The sequence below is a fragment of the Chlamydia pecorum E58 genome, from assembly GCF_000204135.1.
GTDB lineage: Bacteria > Chlamydiota > Chlamydiia > Chlamydiales > Chlamydiaceae > Chlamydia > Chlamydia pecorum.
In genome coordinates, this window is the sequence record NC_015408.1 from 816,190 (window position 1) to 832,779 (window position 16,590).

A 16,590-nucleotide genomic window follows, 5' to 3' on the forward strand; every position below is an offset into this window, starting at 1 on the left:
TAAGGAAGCTCTAGTTTAATAAAAGCACAGCAGGAGCCTCGAGAATTTTTTGGAGTCTTTTCATAAACATCGCTGCAGGATAGCCGTCGATTACACGATGATCTACAGACAGCGTTAGTATGCAAGTAGCGCCTATAGCTACCTCTCCGTTAAGGACAATAGGTTGTTCAACTACGCTTCCTACAGCAAGAATTGCAGCTTGAGGAGGATTGATAATTGCCGAGAATTCTGTAATTCCTGTCATGCCTAAGTTCGAAACACAAAAAGAACCTCCCTTATACTCATTTTCTTGAAGAGACTGGCTTTTTGCTTTCGCAACTAAGGCTTTGATCTCTGCAGAAATCATTCCAGTATTTTTTCTATCTGCACAACGGATAATAGGAGTAATGATGCCTTCAGGAATTGCCACAGCTATAGAAATATCTATCGTTTCAAAGCGAACGATTTTATTATCAACACTGTTAAACCCTGAGTTCACTTCAGGGAATTCCTTTAAGGCTAGAGCGCATGCTCGTACGATACAATCATTAATAGAGAGCTTGATATTTTGCATTTGTAGCTCTTTAAGGAGATTGAGTAGGGGAGTCGCATAAATCTGTTGTTTGATATAGAAATGAGGAATTGAAGCTTTTGCTGCTTGTAGCCGAGAGGCAATAATTTCTCTTACTGGAGACATCTCCTCTTCATGGTAAGATCCTGGAGGAACATCTGGAACCTTAGGGAAGCCGAAACCAGCAATCCCTTTGGGTGGAGCTTTCTCTAAATCTTTTTTCGTAATGCGTCCTCCAGGGCCGCTTCCAGGGATTGCAGTCACATCTAAGTTGTTTTCTTTAGCAATTTGCTTTGCTAAAGGGGAAATTGCTGAATTTTGAGATGCAGAAGGGAAAGCTAATAAGGAATCCAAAGGAGGTTCAGGCTTAAAGCCCATGTATGTTATTGAAGGGGTTGCAGGATTGGAAGTAGAGGGGGGTTCTGAAGAAGGTGCTTCTTGAGTAGGTACCGGAATTTGTTCCGCAGCTTTGGGAAGTAGAGTTTCAAGATCAAAGGTTTCATTTTGCTCTGTAGATATCACAGCAATGGGAGCTCCAATAGCAACCACATCACTAGGCTGTACAAGGCATTTCCTTAGCCAGCCATCCTCTGTTGCTGTATATTCTAGAACAGCTTTATCTGTAGAGATCTCTAACAGAACATCTCCATAACGAATCTGTTCGTTTTCTTGCTTACACCATTTAACAATCTTTCCTTTCTCCATAGTAGGGGATAACTTAGGCATTTTTAATAGAGAAATCACAATAATCTACTCCATGACTTTTTCAATGGTGTCTACAATTCTATGTATATTTGGAAGTGTTTCCTGCTCTAAAGTCTTACTATAGGGCATAGGGGTTTCTCTTTGACATACCCTTAAGGGAGGGCTATCTAAGGAATCAAAAGCATGTTCTACAAGAAGAGCTATGATTTCTGAAGAAATTCCGGAAAAATAATGCCCCTCCTCTACGACTATGCATCGGGAAGTCTTTCTCACCGAAACTAAAATTGCAGAAATGTCTAAAGGTTTTATCGTACGTAAATCTAAAATTTCTATAGAGATTCCAAAGCGCTGCTGAGCAACCTCGCTAGCTTGCTTGACAATCCCTACCATACGACTGTAAGTAATGATTGTTAAGTCGTTTCCTTTCTGAACTGTGCGCGCCTTCCCTATGGGAACAAGATACTCTTCTTCTGGAACTTCTCCTTTAACTCCATAGTCAAGCTCATTTTCTAAAAAGAGTACGGGATTATTATTGCGAATAGAGGATTTTAATAAGCCTTTAGCATCATAGGGGGTTGAAGGGGCAACAATAATCAACCCAGGGATATTAGCGTATAACGCTTCAACACAATGCGAATGCTGACAGGAAACTTGTGCTGCAGCTCCATTTGGTCCTCGGAAAACGATCGGGACGGAAAAGATTCCTCCGGTCATATAATGCATTTTGGCTGCATGTGAAATAATTTGATCCGCAGCAACCAAAGAGAAATTCCAGCTCATAAATTCAATAATAGGTCGAAGACCTGCCATAGCAGCTCCAATACCAACCCCGGAAAAAGCAGCTTCACTAATTGGAGTGTCTATAACTCTATGAGGGCCCCACTTATCCAATAACCCTTTTGTGACTTTATAAGCTCCATTATACTCTCCTACTTCCTCTCCAAGGATACATACTGTAGGATCTCGAGACATCTCTTCATCAATTGCTTCTCTAATTGCTTCTCGGATTTCTATAGTTTTAACGTTAGGCATAGACTCCCTCTTCTAAGCTTGTAATGGAAGGGTCTGGAGAAGACTTTGCTTTAGTAAAGGCTTCGATAATGCTGTCTCGACACTCCTTACGTAATTGTTGAAACTGCTCTTCTGTGAGTACATTGAGTTTTTCTAACCATGATTTAGCAAAAAGAATAGGATCTTTTTGATACAGTTTTTGCATCTCTTCTTTAGTCCTATAGAGATTAGGATCAGAAATAGAGTGACCTCGAAACCGAGAACATAGACACTCTACAATTACAGGGCGTTTTGAAGATAGCATATAAGCATAAGCTTCCTTAAAGCCAAGCAAACAGTTAAATAGATCTAAGCCGTTCAGTGTAAATGTGCGGATGTTATAAGAGGCTCCTTGAGATTCCCCTATGGGGAACTTCGCTAAAGCACGATGTTGAGCTGTTCCCATTCCCCATCCGTTATTTTCAATAATCAGCATTAGGGGGAGACTTTGCAAAGAACTAAAGTTTAGTGTTTCATGAAATACCCCTTGGGCAACAGCGCCTTCCCCAATGAAACATAAAGATACTTTATGCTCATCACGATACTTTAAAGCAAATGCAGTTCCTGCAGCGAGGGGAATTTGTCCTCCAACAATTCCAAATCCTCCAGGAAAACGGGGACCGCACATATGCATGGACCCACCTCTACCGTGAGCACAACCCACCTCTTTACCAAGAAGCTCCCCAGCAAGCTGTTCTAAAGGAATATTGAGTAGAATTGCTAGGGCATGACAGCGATAAGAAGAGTAATACCATTGTTCTGTTCCTAGATTCGCAATGGCAGCCGTTGCTACAGCTTCTTGCCCTGCATAAGAATGGTAAAATCCTCCTACAAGACCTTCAAAGTATGCCTCTTCTCCTCGAGTTTCGAACTCTCGGATCAATATCATTTGTTTGAGTAGTTGTATGCAAACTTCTGATCCAAAAGATTCTAGTAGACTCTGAACTAATGCTTCTTGAGTGGGCTCAGAAGCAATATTAAAAGGAGCCGAATAGGACATAACGTGGAATCTTAATAAGATTGTTTTAGGAGCCATTATAGGATTAGGTGTCACAAAAGACAAGGTCTATTCTGAAGAAAAATATTTGAGTTTTTAAATTCGAAAAATCTTTATAGTTTAAGCTTTTCAATTTGTTTTTATAGAAATACAGGAGCTTGAATGGAAGTTTTCCGTCAGTCTGGACATAGTGATTTTTGTATAAAACCTGTACAAAATGTCAAAGAACATAGAGATCGTCAGTCTGACAAGCAAAATGATGAGGAAGGACAGTTAGAACGAAAATTTCTCTCTATTGTCTTATACATTCTAGAGTCTTCTCAAGAGGTTTTAAGTAAAGAGAATTCTTTAGATATGTATTTAAATAGAGTTCAATGGTTGCCCTATAAAAAAGAGCAGCTGGAAGAGGTTAAAGAGCTCTTCTTTATGCTGGAGTCACAAGAAGAAAGAATTGCTCAGTTGTTTTTTTATGCTCCTCCACATGAGAGTAATTTTAATGACTTTATAGATAATGTTCAAAGGTTACAAGGTGATAGAGGGTTAGGGGGAGTGTTATGTGGTTTTGGGATTTTTGAACAGCAAAGTGCTTATATTCGCTCTATAAATCAAATTACTAAAATACCTCTATTATTAGGATGCCGTTTAGAAAGCAGCTTACATGTATATATGGCTTCTCGTCAGGTTTCCCTTCTTGATTGTAAAAATATGATTGCTTTGGGGGAGAACTTGGGGGAGTTTTTAAAGGAGTACGGCATTGTTTTTTCTTTAGCTTTAAAAGAAATCACTTCTTTAGATCTTCTAAGCTATTCTCAGCTTATCATAGGGTTAGAGCATAGCCAAAATATTCAAGGAAGAATGTATGATGGAGAGCTTTCTTTTGAACAAATTTTTATAAAAAATCCTATAGCTTTGCGTTATTGCTTAGCCAACACAATTAAAGAGCTTTCCTCAGAGATTAATTTCTCTTCATTAAAGTTTATTGGCCCTTCTATTCTTGCTAATGATGAAGCAGTCGTCAGGGCTTTAAATTTAGGAGGAGAGTATTTTATGTTTTCTAATTTTTACGATTACAATCTTGGCGTTAAGAAAATTGTAAAACTTATTCAATCAGGAAAGGTTAGCCCAGAAATTCTCAATAAAAATATTTTAAAAATGCTATTATTGAAACAACGTATGAAAGCTTTTTATTAGTGATCACCTGGGGACTTCTGTATTTTCTTCCTTTTGCACAAATAGCTCTTTCATCTGAATTTCTAATTTCGCTATGCGCTCTTCTGTTTTAGGAAGGTTTCGAATTTTTGCGATCAAACGGTGTATTTCTTGATAGGGACGCGCTGGAGCACCTCCATATACTCCTGGAGAAGAGATCGGTTTTGTTACTCCTGTTTGGGCCATCATAATGACGTGATCTGTAATAGAAATGTGTCCAGTAATTCCAGATTGTCCACCGATAATGACATGGTTGCCGATTTTTGTAGATCCTGCGATTCCTGCTTGAGCAACAACAATACCGTGCTTCCCAATTTCTACTTGGTGAGCGATTTGTACTTGGTTGTCAATTTTCGAGCCCTCACGAACCAGGGTTCTTTTAAAACGACCACGATCAATTGTGGTGTTTGCTCCAATTTCAACATCATCCTCAATGATAACAACACCGAGATGTTTAAGATGTTTATGCTGTCCAAAAGCATTTGTAATGTAGCCAAAACCACAAGAGCCAATAATAGCTCCAGGCTGAATAATAACGCGTTTGCCGATAGAAACGCGTTCTCGAATCACAACCTTTGGATAGATAAGGCAGTTTTCTCCTATGGTACTATAGGCTCCAATGAAACTCCCAGCACCAATGCTCGTCCCGGATTTAATATGGGCGTGCTGACAAATTACTGCATAAGGTTCTATACAAACATTATCTTCGATACACGCTGTTGGATGAATTACTGCAGTCGGATGAATACCTTCAAATCCTGACGAGGCAGGCTTGATGAAAAGCTCTACACACTTTTGAAATACTAAAGAAGGGGAATCAGAAGAAATTAAAAGATTTTTATTTAAGTAAGCATATTTTTCTGCATGGAGCTTAGCAACAACTATGGCTCCAGCTTCTGTCTTTTTCATAAAAGAGATATATTTCTCATTGTCTAAAAAAGTAACATGATGACTTTTAGCTTCTCCAATTTCTTCTACGCCAGAAATAAGGGTTTCTAAGTTGCCTTGAACATCGACTTGTAACAGTTTTGCCAACTCCTTTAGAGTATACACTGCTTCTTGGGACATAGAAAACCTCTTACCTCTAGATTAGTTATTTTTTTTGAAAGACTCATCAAGAATTTTGATGATAGCATCAGTTTTATCTGCCCCTGGGACAATCGCTAAAACGGCTTCTTCATTAAGAATTGCTTCTAATTTTTCTTTCTCCATAACTTTTTTAGAAGCTTGTTTGACCTCTTCAATGAGCTTTTGAATGCGTTTCATGTTATTTTGGTTTACAGCTTGATAACACTGTGCTTGGAACGTATTGTACTCAGCTGAAAGCTCTTCGAATTTCTTTTTTAATTCATCGGAAGCATTTTTAGAAAGACTTTCCATGTAGTCTTCGTCTTGAAGTTTATTATATAAAGAGGTGAGTTCCTCTTCCATTTTCTCTGCTGTGCGCATATATTTTTGCTTCATTGAATCTAATTCTTCAGATTCTTTTTTTCCTAAAGCAGACTCTTCTAAACAACGCTTTAAGTTTACAATTCCAATATTTGCATCTAGGGAAAGTGTTTGTACGCATAACACAAGCACTGTAGCAGTAAGTAATTTCTTCATAAAAACCTTTTTAAATCTAAATGATCATTCAAGGGAAACATGTGTTCCTAAAAAGATGATGAGCTCCCTTTATATGTAGTTAGAACATTCCTCCTAAAGCAAAGAAGAACCTTTGAGAAACATCAATTTTTTCACTATTAAAGACTTCTGTTGGACGGAATGGCCAGCCGAAACCTAACATTACGGGAACATTATTCATAACATCAAATCGCAAGCCAAAACCTGCACTACTACACAGATCTTTTAATCGGATAGTATATTCTTGAAGCCCAATAAATCCTGAATCAAGAAAGACAAAAGCACTAATATTTGGTTGTTGGACGAGAGGATATTGGAATTCTTCAGAAAGAAGCAAGGAAGATAATCCGCCCTTAGGTTCCGTAGGAGAATATTTTGGCCCGATAATGAAGGACTTATACCCTCGCACAGAAGTTTCTCCTCCTAAAAAGAAGCGTTCACTTACAGGAATGCCGTCAGCAGTAGTATCTCCAAAAGGTTTGATAAACTGCGCTTCTCCTTTAATTTTCAATACCCCTTTTCTTGTAAGCTTTCTATATATAGAACTATTCAATGTAAGTTTAGTAAAGTGGTATTTTCCCCCTAGTCCTGAAACCTCAAAGTTCGTGGCGCCTCGAATTCCTGTTGTAGGATTACGAGGATTATCTACAGAGTCATAGTTTAAATTTACACCTAGGGCAGAGACAAAACCTTTGTTGCTATCAATATTTGGGCCTAAGAGAAATTTACGTTTTTCATGGAGGCTTGTTTGACTGCCTCGGTAATACAAACCATACTTTAAATTCTTATTCAGGATATAAGTTGTGCTGACATTTCCTCCGTAGGTTTGAACAGCATAGTCTTTAGAGAGGGCTCGATTAATAGATTTGTCTAACTCTACTCCTAAAATCCAGGGTGTGTTTAAAAAATGTGGACGAGTCCACTTTAGAGTGTAGTCTGTAACCTTATCTCCAAAATTAGCTTTTAAAAACAAATATTCTCCACCACCTCTAAGGCAACGAAACCCTTTATCAAAGATATTGCGAATCCCAAACAGATCAAAGTTGCTCTCAGATAACTCAACTCCTCCAAAAAGGTTATCTAAAGAACTAAACCCTAAGAATAGGCCTAAATTTCCGGTCGTTGTTTCTTTAACATCAATAAAGATGTCACGATATTGCTCAGAGCTATTCATAGGATCAAGCTGGGAGCGGACAGTATAGACACTAACACTTTGGAAATAGCCTGTATTTCTTAGACGTTGCTCTGTATCTTCAAGCTTCAATCGATTAAAGGTATCCCCAGGGAATAGGCTTGTTTCATGGAGGATAACATTAGGATCGGTATGTGTATTCCCTGTGATCTTAATTAGACCAACTTTATATGGAGAACCTTCGCTTATATGATAGGTAATGTCATAAACAGATCGATCGGAATGCGGAGCGAAAACTACATCTACATTGGTATTGATGTAACCATATTTAGCATACATCTGCTTAATTTTTTGCGCGCCATTCCAAATATTTTCTGGACAGTAAATTTCATCCGGAGACACACATATTTGTCTTTCTATTAAGCGTCTTGGCAAGACATCCAGTCCCTCAATATGTACGTGGCCTAGGGTATATTTGGGACCTTTATCCACGTATAAAGTTAGGAGGATATTATTCCGAGCATCTAGAGTATATTTTGGGGTAACAATAGCATCTGCATACCCCTGGTTGTGCAGATAGTTTGTAATGCTCAGGGAATCTTGTTCTACGATGTTAGGATGGTACAGCCCAGCTCCAGTAAACCAACTGGTAGCTAAGGAGTACTGCTTTGTTTGGACAAACTCCTGAATATCAGCTTTTTCCCCGCGAGAAAGACCCTCAATTTTGAGCTGTTTAATCTTTCCACAGGGACCCTCTTGAATGCGAATAGTAATATTGATTCGCCCTTGCTCTTGATTATGATCCAGCTCATAGTTTAAATTTGACTCAAAGTAACCACGCTTAAGATAGTAAGTTCTTAAATCATCAAATCCTTTAAGGAATTTTTCTCTTTCAAATAAATCGTTTTGATAGATTTGCAATGTTTTAAGGATCTTATGCTCAGGAATAGCCTTATTTCCTATAACGGCAATTTTATGAATATAAGGTTTAGCGATAAGATGCAGAGAAATGTAAGCTTTTCCCTGTGAAAACTCTACTTTGGGGTCTACATTATCATATTCTTTAGCTAATGTACGAAGATCTTGGTCAAAATCTATTTGAGAAAAAAGAGCTCCACTTTTAGTCCTCAGGTTGGGTTGAGAGTGTTGATTTAAAGAATTTTCTCCTTCTACTGTAATATTGATGGAATCTACAACAACACACCCTTCTTTTACGCTATTCGATCCGAATGAGGTAGAAGAGGTTATAAGCAATAAAGTAGAAAAGAGAAGAACGGCTTTATTTCGCATGGTTTTTCCAGAAAATCTCCCCTGGTAGAGGGGTTGTTTAAGAGGTAAGCATAAAAATACGAGCTGAAGTGTTTTTTAACAAGGCTTTACCTTCAGACTATATGTCACAATTAGAAATGTCTAGCCTTTTACCAGTTTAAGAGATCTTAAGAAAAGAAAACCTTTTATTTCAACCATTACTAATAGAGGCTTCTTCCTGAAAAGGCTCGTGATAACGTGCTTACATCAACATAATCAAAAGATAGGCCTACAGGCAGGCCTAAAGCTAAACGAGAGATAGATCCAGAAAAGGATGCTCCTTCTAATTCTTGCTTTAAGAACAGAGCAGTCGCATCTCCTTCTAGAGTGGCATCTAGAGCGAGAATAATTTCTTTAGGAGATAATACTTGTATGTAGTGTTTAAGGGCTGCAACTCTTTGGGGAGGGATATGCTGACCTGTCATAGGTGAGAGCTGTGAGCCAAGAGTGTAATAGCGACCTTTGAAGACTTTCGAGCGCTCTAAAAAGAAAACGTCTTTTTGTGAGGCAACAATACAAAGAGTTGATGTATCTCGAGTTGAAGAGCAAAACTCACATTGTGTTAAAGAAGATTCTTTAAGACAAAAGCATTGAGAACAGAAGCTTCTTGCTGCTGCAGTTTCATAAAAAACATTGCCTAAAGCTTTAAGTTGTTCTTCATCCCAAGAAAGGAGTTCAAATGCGAGCTTTTCTGCAGTTTTAAAGCCAATCCCGGGGAGTCTTTTTAAAAAAGAAACTAATTGAGATAGGTAGCTTGGGTATTTAACCATATCGTTTGAGTAAATTCTTGTGTCACTATTTTTTATAAAGGGGTTGGGACCCAAATTAAAATTAGGGTATAAACTCTTTGAATAGTATACTAGCTTTTTTCTTTACTATAGGTGTTTGTGGATAAGATAAAGAAAGCTGCAATTTTAGCTACAGGTTCGTATCTTCCTGAAAAAATTCTTTCTAATGCGGATTTAGAAAAAATGGTAGATACATCTGATGAGTGGATCGTTACAAGAACAGGTATTAAAGAACGGCGTATTGCTTCTGATAATGAGTACACATCAGATATGGGAGCCAAGGCTGCAGAAAAAGCTATACGAGCGTCAGGACTTAGCAAAGACCTTATAGATTGTATAGTTTTTGCTACCTCTGCTCCCGATTATATTTTCCCTTCTAGTGGGGCTCTTGCACAAGCGTACTTAGGAATAAAAGAAGTTCCGGCTTTTGATTGTCTAGCAGCTTGTACTGGGTTTTTGTATGGCTTATCCATTGCAAAAGCGTATGTGGAGTCGGGGACTTACAATCATGTATTGCTTATTGCAGCGGATAAGCTCTCTTCATTTGTAAACTATCAGGATCGAAATACTTGTGTGCTTTTTGGTGATGGTGGTGCTGCATGTATTGTGGGAAGAAGTCGCCCTGGAGCTCTTGAAATTAACCAAGTATGTCTTGGTGCAGATGGGGCTTTAGGAGATTTATTGAGTTTGCCTGCAGGAGGAAGCCGGAATCCGGCTACTGAAGCTACGTTAAAAGAGGGGCGACATTATATCTCTATGGAAGGGAAGGAAGTTTTTAAGCATGCTGTTAGGAGAATGGAGGCTGCTTCTAAAGCTTCTATCGCAGTGGCGGGAATTCAAGAAGAGCAGGTGGGTTGGCTGGTCCCTCATCAGGCCAATGAGAGGATTATAGATGCTATAGCAAAGCGTTTTAATATTAGTGAAGCTAAGGTATTTAAGAGCTTGTATAAGTATGGGAATACTGCAGCTTCATCTTTAGGAATTGCTCTTGATGAGTTACTAAACACAGAAACGGTTCTTCCTCATGAGTATTTGCTTTTGACAGCCTTTGGTGGAGGGTTGTCTTGGGGATCTGTTGTTTTAGAGCACGTGTGAGGCTAAGAATGACTAGATATGCATTTTTATTCCCTGGGCAAGGGAGCCAGTATGTAGGTATGGGGGAGGATCTAGCAGAATTTTATCCTATTGTCTCCGACCTATTTTCTACAGCAGATCACGCATTAGGGTTTTCTTTATCTTCACTGATGTTTAATGGCCCTGAAGATGTCCTTATGGAAACTGTGCACAGTCAGCTGGCGATATTTTTACATAGTTTAGCTGTAGTAAAGATATTGGAGTCGCGCATATCTCCAAGCATTGTTTCTGGGTTAAGTTTAGGAGAATATACTGCTTTAGTTGCATCTCATCGTGTTTCTTTAGAAGATGGTCTTAGTTTGATTAAGAAACGTGGGGAGTTAATGAATGAGGCATGTACTAGGAGCCCAGGAGCCATGGCGGCACTGTTAGGACTAACTGCAGATGCTGTTAAAGAGGGTATAGCGAGTTTGGGAGAAGGGATAGCCATAGCCAACTATAATGCTCCCAAGCAAATAGTTATTGCTGGAGTGCCAGAGAAGATAGATGAGGCTATTACGGTGTTTCAAGCATTAGGCGTAAAAAAAGTGGTAAAGCTTAAAGTTCAAGGAGCTTTCCATACGAAATTAATGCAGTCTGCTCAAGATGGTCTTGCTCCTCATATTTATAACTTAGTGATCCAGGAGTCTAAGATTCCTTTAATGTCTCATGTAGATGCGAGGTTTTTGATTGAGAGTGAGGAAATAAGAGAGTCCTTAGCACGTCAAACAGCTTCTCCAACGTTATGGTATCAGAGTTGTTATCAGATTGAGCCGGAAGTTGATGTTTTTTTAGAGGTGGGGCCAGGGAAAGTCCTTACAGGTTTAAATCGCTCTATAGGGATTTCTAAGCCTACATATAGTCTTGGGACTGTAGAAAGTATCGAGAAGTTTTTAGAGGGAATATAATTCTATGGATATGATGGTTGCAGGCAAGAAGGTAATCGTGACTGGTGGCTCCCGTGGCATTGGTTTGGGAATTGCTGAGATTTTCGTTAAAGAGGGTGCAGAAGTAGAGATCTGGGGAGTTAGCCAAGAAAGAGGTGAAGCTGCAGTGGAGACTCTTAAAGAATGGGGCTCAGTTTCATTTTCTTGTATAGATGTCGGAAATTTTGAGGCTGTAAAAAGTGGCGTGCAGAGTTTTTTAGAAAGGCATCAAAGAATCGATGTGTTGGTGAATAATGCGGGCATTACTAGGGATAACTTATTAATAAGGATGTCAGAAGAAGACTGGCATGCTGTTATCCGTACGAACCTAGACTCTTTATATTATACCTGTTCTTCTGTGATTCGCCCTATGATTAAGGCTCGTTCTGGAGCTATAATCAATGTATCTTCAATTGTGGCAAAGATGGGGAATCCTGGGCAGGCAAATTATGCTGCTGCGAAAGCTGGGATGATTGCATTTTCTAAATCTTTAGCTAAAGAAGTTGCAGGAAGGAATATTCGTGTGAACTGCATTGCTCCAGGGTTTATCGATACTGACATGACCAATGTATTAAGCGATGCGTTAAAGGCGGAGTGGATGAAGATGGTTCCTATGGGTAGAGCAGGCACTCCTGAGGATATTGCAAGAATGGCTTTATTTTTAGCTTCTCCACTCTCCTCTTATATTACTGCGCAGGTTTTTGCTGTTGATGGTGGAGTTACTTATTAGGAAGAATATAACAATGGGTAGCTCGAAAAAGAGATTTTTTGCAATACTGGCCTTTTTTTCGTGCATAAGAATAAAAATTTTGGATTAGAAAAATTGTAAAAGGACAAAACAATGAGTTTAGAAGACGATGTAAGGGATATTATTGTAGAACAACTCGGCGTTGATCCAAGCGAAGTTACTGAGAACGCTTCATTTATTGAAGATCTTAATGCTGATAGCTTAGATTTGACAGAGTTAATCATGACTTTAGAAGAGAAGTTTAACTTTGAGATTTCTGAGGAAGAGGCTGAAAAACTTCGTACTGTTGGGGATGTTTTGCTTTACATCCAAAATCGTCAACAACAACAGTAATTTTTATATTGGGATGCAATATCTTTCATTGCAAAAGGGCCATAGATATTAGTGGCTCTTTGCATCTTTTGCTTTTAAAGATTTCTATATAGCTATCTTTGGTTTAGGTATTTTAGGGGGAGCCTAAGGCCTACCTGTTTACTGTAGAGCTCTAGAAAAGACAGTGCTACGGAAGGGCATTCTTCAATAATATTGAGAATTTGGCTTTTGTTGAGCACTAAGGTGCGTACTTGTGTAGTTGCTGAGGCTGTATACTCTCTAGTTTTGTTGCTAAAAACGCTCTCTTCTCCAAAACAGTCTTGGGATTTTAAAATAATTTCTTGGGAGAGGTTGCTTTTTGTAATTTTCACGCATCCTTCCATAATGACGTATAGGGTATAGCCTTGCTGCCCTAAAGAGAAGATTGTGGATTCAGGTTTGAAAATCATGACTTCTGTCTTGTCTGATACAGCAAGGAGAAGGTCCATATCTAAAGATTGAAAAATTGGGGTTTTTTTCAGTAAAAATGCTCTATCAATGAGATTCATAAGGGCCTTTGTTTGAGAAGCTTAAAAGAAAGGCAGAAGTGTATCAGCATTATCTTTTATTTGCCTATCTTCTTGTTCTTCGAGGGTGCCTGTTATTCCTAGAGAGTAGAATTCAGAACTACAATATATCAACTCCTGCTTGAGTTGGCGCGCTGCTAACTTACTTAGGTATGAAGGAGAGTTTTCCATCATATTTAGGAGCTCTTTAAGGCTTAGAGGAACAATTCCACATTTAAAGTAATACTTTTCACTATGAGGAAGTGTGGGTTGGTTTATAAAAGGCTCGCATAAGGAAAATAAGTAGCTATCGCAGTTCTTCTCTAAAGATTCTAAAGCTTGAGCTCTAACTTTTTGATTTTTTCCTATGAGAGCGCGGATGAGAACATCGGAGTACTCTACAGAGCCTAACATTCCAAGAATTGTTAGCATGAAATTTACTTCAGCATGATAATTAGAATTTAGTGTATCTACAAGTACGCCTAAATTATACTCGGGGTTTTTTTGCTGAATATATTGTTTATGATAGGCGTAAAATAGAGCCTTTCTTGCTTTAGATTTGATAATTTTATACGCATGCTTTTTGAGAAGCCAACTATTAATTTTACAGAGAATTTTGGCTGCAAGAATGCGAGTGCGGTTATGGAGATTTTCATCGCTTAAGACTTGAAGAAAGGCTGGAGCAAATTCTTTAGGAAGATCTTTAATTATGGATTCTGCGAGTTTCCTGGAGGAGCTTTTAAGCATGGAAACAGTAACAAGAAGATCTTTAATTAATGCTGGATCTAAGGCGATGTTAATAGTTTGCAGAAGATAGTAGCAAGCTTGGTTATTATAAGATACGTGCTTTAACGCAGAAATTAGCTTATGACAGTAAGGTTTGTGCGAAGGGGTAACGGAAACGCTTAGAGCTTTACACGTCTGGGTAAGGATATTAGAATCAGAAGATTCTAGGAAATCAAGTAACAATAAAAAGTTCTCTTCATTCTTTTCTAAAGTTAGAATAGTTAACGCTTGAGATAGCCCTTGCTGATTTTTAGAATTCAGCAACTCTTTAAGGCGAGAATTTGCAAGATCTCGATAGGGTCCACAGATTTTTTGTCTTCTTACTACAAGAATAGCGGCGAGAAGACGGTCTCCAGAATGGTCATAGAGGTCTTCAACAATATTTGTGATATGAAAGAGATCATGCTCTGCAAAATAAAGATGGATAGCTGCTGAGATTAAAGGGTGAGGAATTTTTCTCGTCCAGCGCTTTAATAGCTCTAGAGTCAAAAAGTCTTTGGCCCAAAGGCTCTCCTTTAACATGTTTATGGCTTTAAGTTTGTTAGGCAAGCTTAATTTGTTCATATGGGCAAGAAGGGTTGGTAAAACGCTACGACTACCCAGATATAGTAAATATTGAAATGCTAGGGTTTGATGATACTCATTGGGATGTTTTAAATGAGCTAGAAGGAATAGTTCTACTTGACGCTTCTGTTTGGTCGTCCATGTTTGTACCCAGTCTTCTATAGATTTATCAAAGCGGAGAGCTTGAGTTGATAGATTTTTAAAAATGCCTTTTGCGTAATAGGTGCGTACAAGATACACAAGAACAATTGTTAGGGCAGAAATGCATAGACATAGCACTTGTTGACTTGAGGTTAGAAAACACGTTATAGCCCAAAACAGCATCCCAATAGGTTCTATGAAGGACTCAATGATAATGCGAATTTGGTTACGAATTTTATTTGGAACGCCGTAAATTAACAGCATAAGATTGTTATCATCAAGAGCATAGGTTACTCCCTCTCTAATAACCATAGCGACAGTTACAAGCCCCAAAGGACTTTTAAATGTCCAATAAAGAAAAAGACTGAAAAAACATAAAGGTGCTAGCAAAATAATATTATTAACCCCAAGGGTTTTAATGATTCTGCTATAGGCAAATAGAGCAAAGCACATATTCCCTAAAGAAATCCAGAGGGCACATGTTCCGATATAAGAGGTGAGTAGGAATTCTTTTTTTCCAGAGAATTGTATGTCTAAAATCTTTAGATAGTTGAGTTCTGTAGCGATTGCTAGGAGCTGCATAAAAAAGTAAAAGCATAGCAAGGAAATTGTATACTTATCTTTAAAACATAGCTTAAATACTTGAGCGGCAGGGAGGGGATGTCCTGCATTAATAAACGTCTCGTAGTCATCAGAAAGGAATTTAAGAGTTTTAGATATATAGGAGACTATAGGGAAGGTCAGAATCAGAGCAATGTTAAATAACAAAAGAATTCCTTGGACTCCGATCTTATGAATAAAAAATGCAACCATTCCTGAGCCTATTGCATCCCCTAGAAAGACCGCAGCATTAAGAATACAAAAATGTCGCTTCCCATCTTGTAAATTAAAAAATTGATCTACAAACCCCCAAAAATTTGTGTATGAAAGAATTGTTAAGCCCCAAATTAAGACGCGATATGCAAATAAAGGGAACTTGGGAAGAACTGGAGTAGCTAACGTATAAAATAAAAGATAAACATTGCAGCCTAGAGTGCTTGTTATAGGGACAAGAAATAAGGTTGTCGGAGAAACTCGCTTTTTAAATAAGTTGAAAAGAATAAAAGAAGAAAGGAGACAGAGGATAAGAGAGGACATCAAGTAAATTTTAGGAAGCTCCGAAGCTCCTAAATTTTCAATAAATAATCCTTCAACAAGGGCTAGCGTCCCATAGCAACCTATGCCCCAAACTAACCCCAATGCAGAAAAGAGGAAAACACGCCTTTCCTCTCTACAATGTAGATTAAATAGTAGGCGCAGGGCTTTTTGCATATTCTACAACCTATCAAGCAAAGAATAGTTTAATTATTAAAGCATTTAATATCAAGGAAGCTGGGCCTTGATTTTGTGCTTATTTTACCCTCTTTAATTGAGAGGGTGAGGGGATGAAGCAGGCTTGTGTTTAATGAGCATTACACATAGAACACTGGTTAAGCAGATCATAGTGACAATAGAGGCGCTGACTATAGCCCAAATAATATTTGCTTGGCTTTCTAATAACATAGCAAATTGAGGTAAGACCCCACCTAGAGCTAAAGCTGCAAGTACAATGATAATAATCGCTACAAAAGAGATGGCAAGAAGAAGTGTAGCTAAAGCCATAGCTCCACTGCAAATTGTTTGGGCAGAGCTTTGTGAAACAGAAGCTTTTATATTTGCCACTTCAGCTTTTAATGCTGTTAAGCTCAACTGCATGTGATTCATCTGAAGGTTTTGAGCTTTAAACGAGGGAGATGCTAACAGAAGGTCTTCTGAAGGTAAAGAATATGGTGAAGTCGTGTACGGAAATCCTTGATGAGGTGCATAATAACTAGAGGGGGCAAAATGCTTACTTGTAGGAGCCGTGTTTCCTCCAGGAAACATTCCTAACAAGGTTGCTTGTATTTCTGCAAGTTTTAAGGAAAGATCTTGCACTTCTGATGAATGCATACCACTCCCAGAAGATACCATTACAGAATCGCTCTCTATACCATTATCATTGGATAGAACTGGAATAGATGGAGATGATGTTGGACGTCCAGAACTCACTACAAACTTGGCTGGTTAAATTATAG

15 protein-coding genes are annotated in these 16,590 nt (G+C 38.4%); 5 read left to right on the forward strand and 10 right to left on the reverse strand.

Annotation, left to right across the window (positions count from 1 at the left end; genetic code table 11):
- Positions 1 to 10: 10 nt before the first annotated feature.
- The 3 genes from G5S_RS03660 to G5S_RS03670 are packed head-to-tail and all read right to left on the reverse strand — an operon-like array spanning position 11 to position 3,305.
- Complete coding sequence (locus tag G5S_RS03660; protein WP_041467031.1) at positions 11 to 1,294, reverse strand: pyruvate dehydrogenase complex dihydrolipoamide acetyltransferase; 1,284 nt, start codon at positions 1,292 to 1,294, stop codon at positions 11 to 13.
- 6 nt (positions 1,295 to 1,300) lie between these two features.
- Positions 1,301 to 2,287, reverse strand: coding sequence for an alpha-ketoacid dehydrogenase subunit beta (locus G5S_RS03665; RefSeq protein WP_013712852.1), 987 nt, complete (start codon positions 2,285 to 2,287; stop codon positions 1,301 to 1,303).
- A complete protein-coding gene (locus G5S_RS03670) occupies positions 2,280 to 3,305 on the reverse strand; it encodes a thiamine pyrophosphate-dependent enzyme (protein WP_041467032.1) in 1,026 nt (341 codons plus the stop codon). Before G5S_RS03670 ends, G5S_RS03665 begins: the two co-directional genes overlap by 8 nt.
- A gap of 159 nt (positions 3,306 to 3,464) precedes the next feature.
- Here G5S_RS03670 and G5S_RS03675 point away from each other — a divergent pair, with 159 nt between their 5' ends.
- Complete coding sequence (locus G5S_RS03675; RefSeq protein WP_013712854.1) at positions 3,465 to 4,493, forward strand: hypothetical protein; 1,029 nt, start codon at positions 3,465 to 3,467, stop codon at positions 4,491 to 4,493.
- 3 nt (positions 4,494 to 4,496) lie between these two features.
- Here G5S_RS03675 and lpxD read toward each other — a convergent pair whose 3' ends face one another.
- The 4 genes from lpxD to recR form a co-directional block, all read right to left on the reverse strand.
- Positions 4,497 to 5,579 carry a UDP-3-O-(3-hydroxymyristoyl)glucosamine N-acyltransferase gene (lpxD, locus tag G5S_RS03680; protein WP_013712855.1) on the reverse strand — a complete coding sequence of 361 codons (1,083 nt, stop codon included), beginning with the start codon at positions 5,577 to 5,579 and terminating at the stop codon, positions 4,497 to 4,499.
- A gap of 21 nt (positions 5,580 to 5,600) precedes the next feature.
- Complete coding sequence (locus tag G5S_RS03685; protein WP_013712856.1) at positions 5,601 to 6,116, reverse strand: OmpH/Skp family outer membrane protein; 516 nt, start codon at positions 6,114 to 6,116, stop codon at positions 5,601 to 5,603.
- Between the two features lie 79 nt (positions 6,117 to 6,195).
- Entirely contained in the window at positions 6,196 to 8,556 is a 2,361-nt protein-coding gene (bamA, locus tag G5S_RS03690; protein WP_041467033.1) for an outer membrane protein assembly factor BamA, read from the reverse strand.
- Between the two features lie 179 nt (positions 8,557 to 8,735).
- Positions 8,736 to 9,344, reverse strand: coding sequence for a recombination mediator RecR (gene recR / locus G5S_RS03695; RefSeq protein WP_021757272.1), 609 nt, complete (start codon positions 9,342 to 9,344; stop codon positions 8,736 to 8,738).
- Positions 9,345 to 9,461: 117 nt separating this feature from the next.
- On the opposite strand from recR, the gene fabH reads away from it, so the two are divergent.
- The 4 genes from fabH (at position 9,462) to acpP (ending at position 12,482) form a co-directional block, all read left to right on the forward strand.
- A complete protein-coding gene (fabH, locus tag G5S_RS03700) occupies positions 9,462 to 10,457 on the forward strand; it encodes a ketoacyl-ACP synthase III (RefSeq protein WP_013712860.1) in 996 nt (331 codons plus the stop codon).
- Between the two features lie 8 nt (positions 10,458 to 10,465).
- A complete protein-coding gene (gene fabD / locus G5S_RS03705; RefSeq protein WP_013712861.1) occupies positions 10,466 to 11,383 on the forward strand; it encodes an ACP S-malonyltransferase in 918 nt (305 codons plus the stop codon).
- Between the two features lie 4 nt (positions 11,384 to 11,387).
- The gene (gene fabG, locus G5S_RS03710; protein ID WP_041467034.1) at positions 11,388 to 12,131 is read left to right on the forward strand and encodes a 3-oxoacyl-ACP reductase FabG; all 744 of its coding nucleotides are present in this window, start codon (positions 11,388 to 11,390) and stop codon (positions 12,129 to 12,131) included.
- Positions 12,132 to 12,242: 111 nt separating this feature from the next.
- Positions 12,243 to 12,482 (forward strand): acyl carrier protein, encoded by a 240-nt coding sequence (gene acpP / locus G5S_RS03715; protein WP_013712863.1) that lies wholly within the window; start codon positions 12,243 to 12,245, stop codon positions 12,480 to 12,482.
- Positions 12,483 to 12,574: 92 nt separating this feature from the next.
- Here acpP and G5S_RS03720 read toward each other — a convergent pair whose 3' ends face one another.
- The 3 genes from G5S_RS03720 to G5S_RS05035 form a co-directional block, all read right to left on the reverse strand.
- A complete protein-coding gene (locus G5S_RS03720; RefSeq protein WP_013712864.1) occupies positions 12,575 to 13,009 on the reverse strand; it encodes a cyclic nucleotide-binding domain-containing protein in 435 nt (144 codons plus the stop codon).
- Between the two features lie 21 nt (positions 13,010 to 13,030).
- Positions 13,031 to 15,808 (reverse strand): membrane protein, encoded by a 2,778-nt coding sequence (locus tag G5S_RS03725; RefSeq protein ID WP_013712866.1) that lies wholly within the window; start codon positions 15,806 to 15,808, stop codon positions 13,031 to 13,033.
- 93 nt (positions 15,809 to 15,901) lie between these two features.
- Positions 15,902 to 16,564, reverse strand: a complete 663-nt coding sequence (locus G5S_RS05035) for a hypothetical protein (RefSeq protein ID WP_193763770.1) — start codon at positions 16,562 to 16,564, stop codon at positions 15,902 to 15,904.
- Between the last annotated feature and the right edge of the window lie 26 nt (positions 16,565 to 16,590).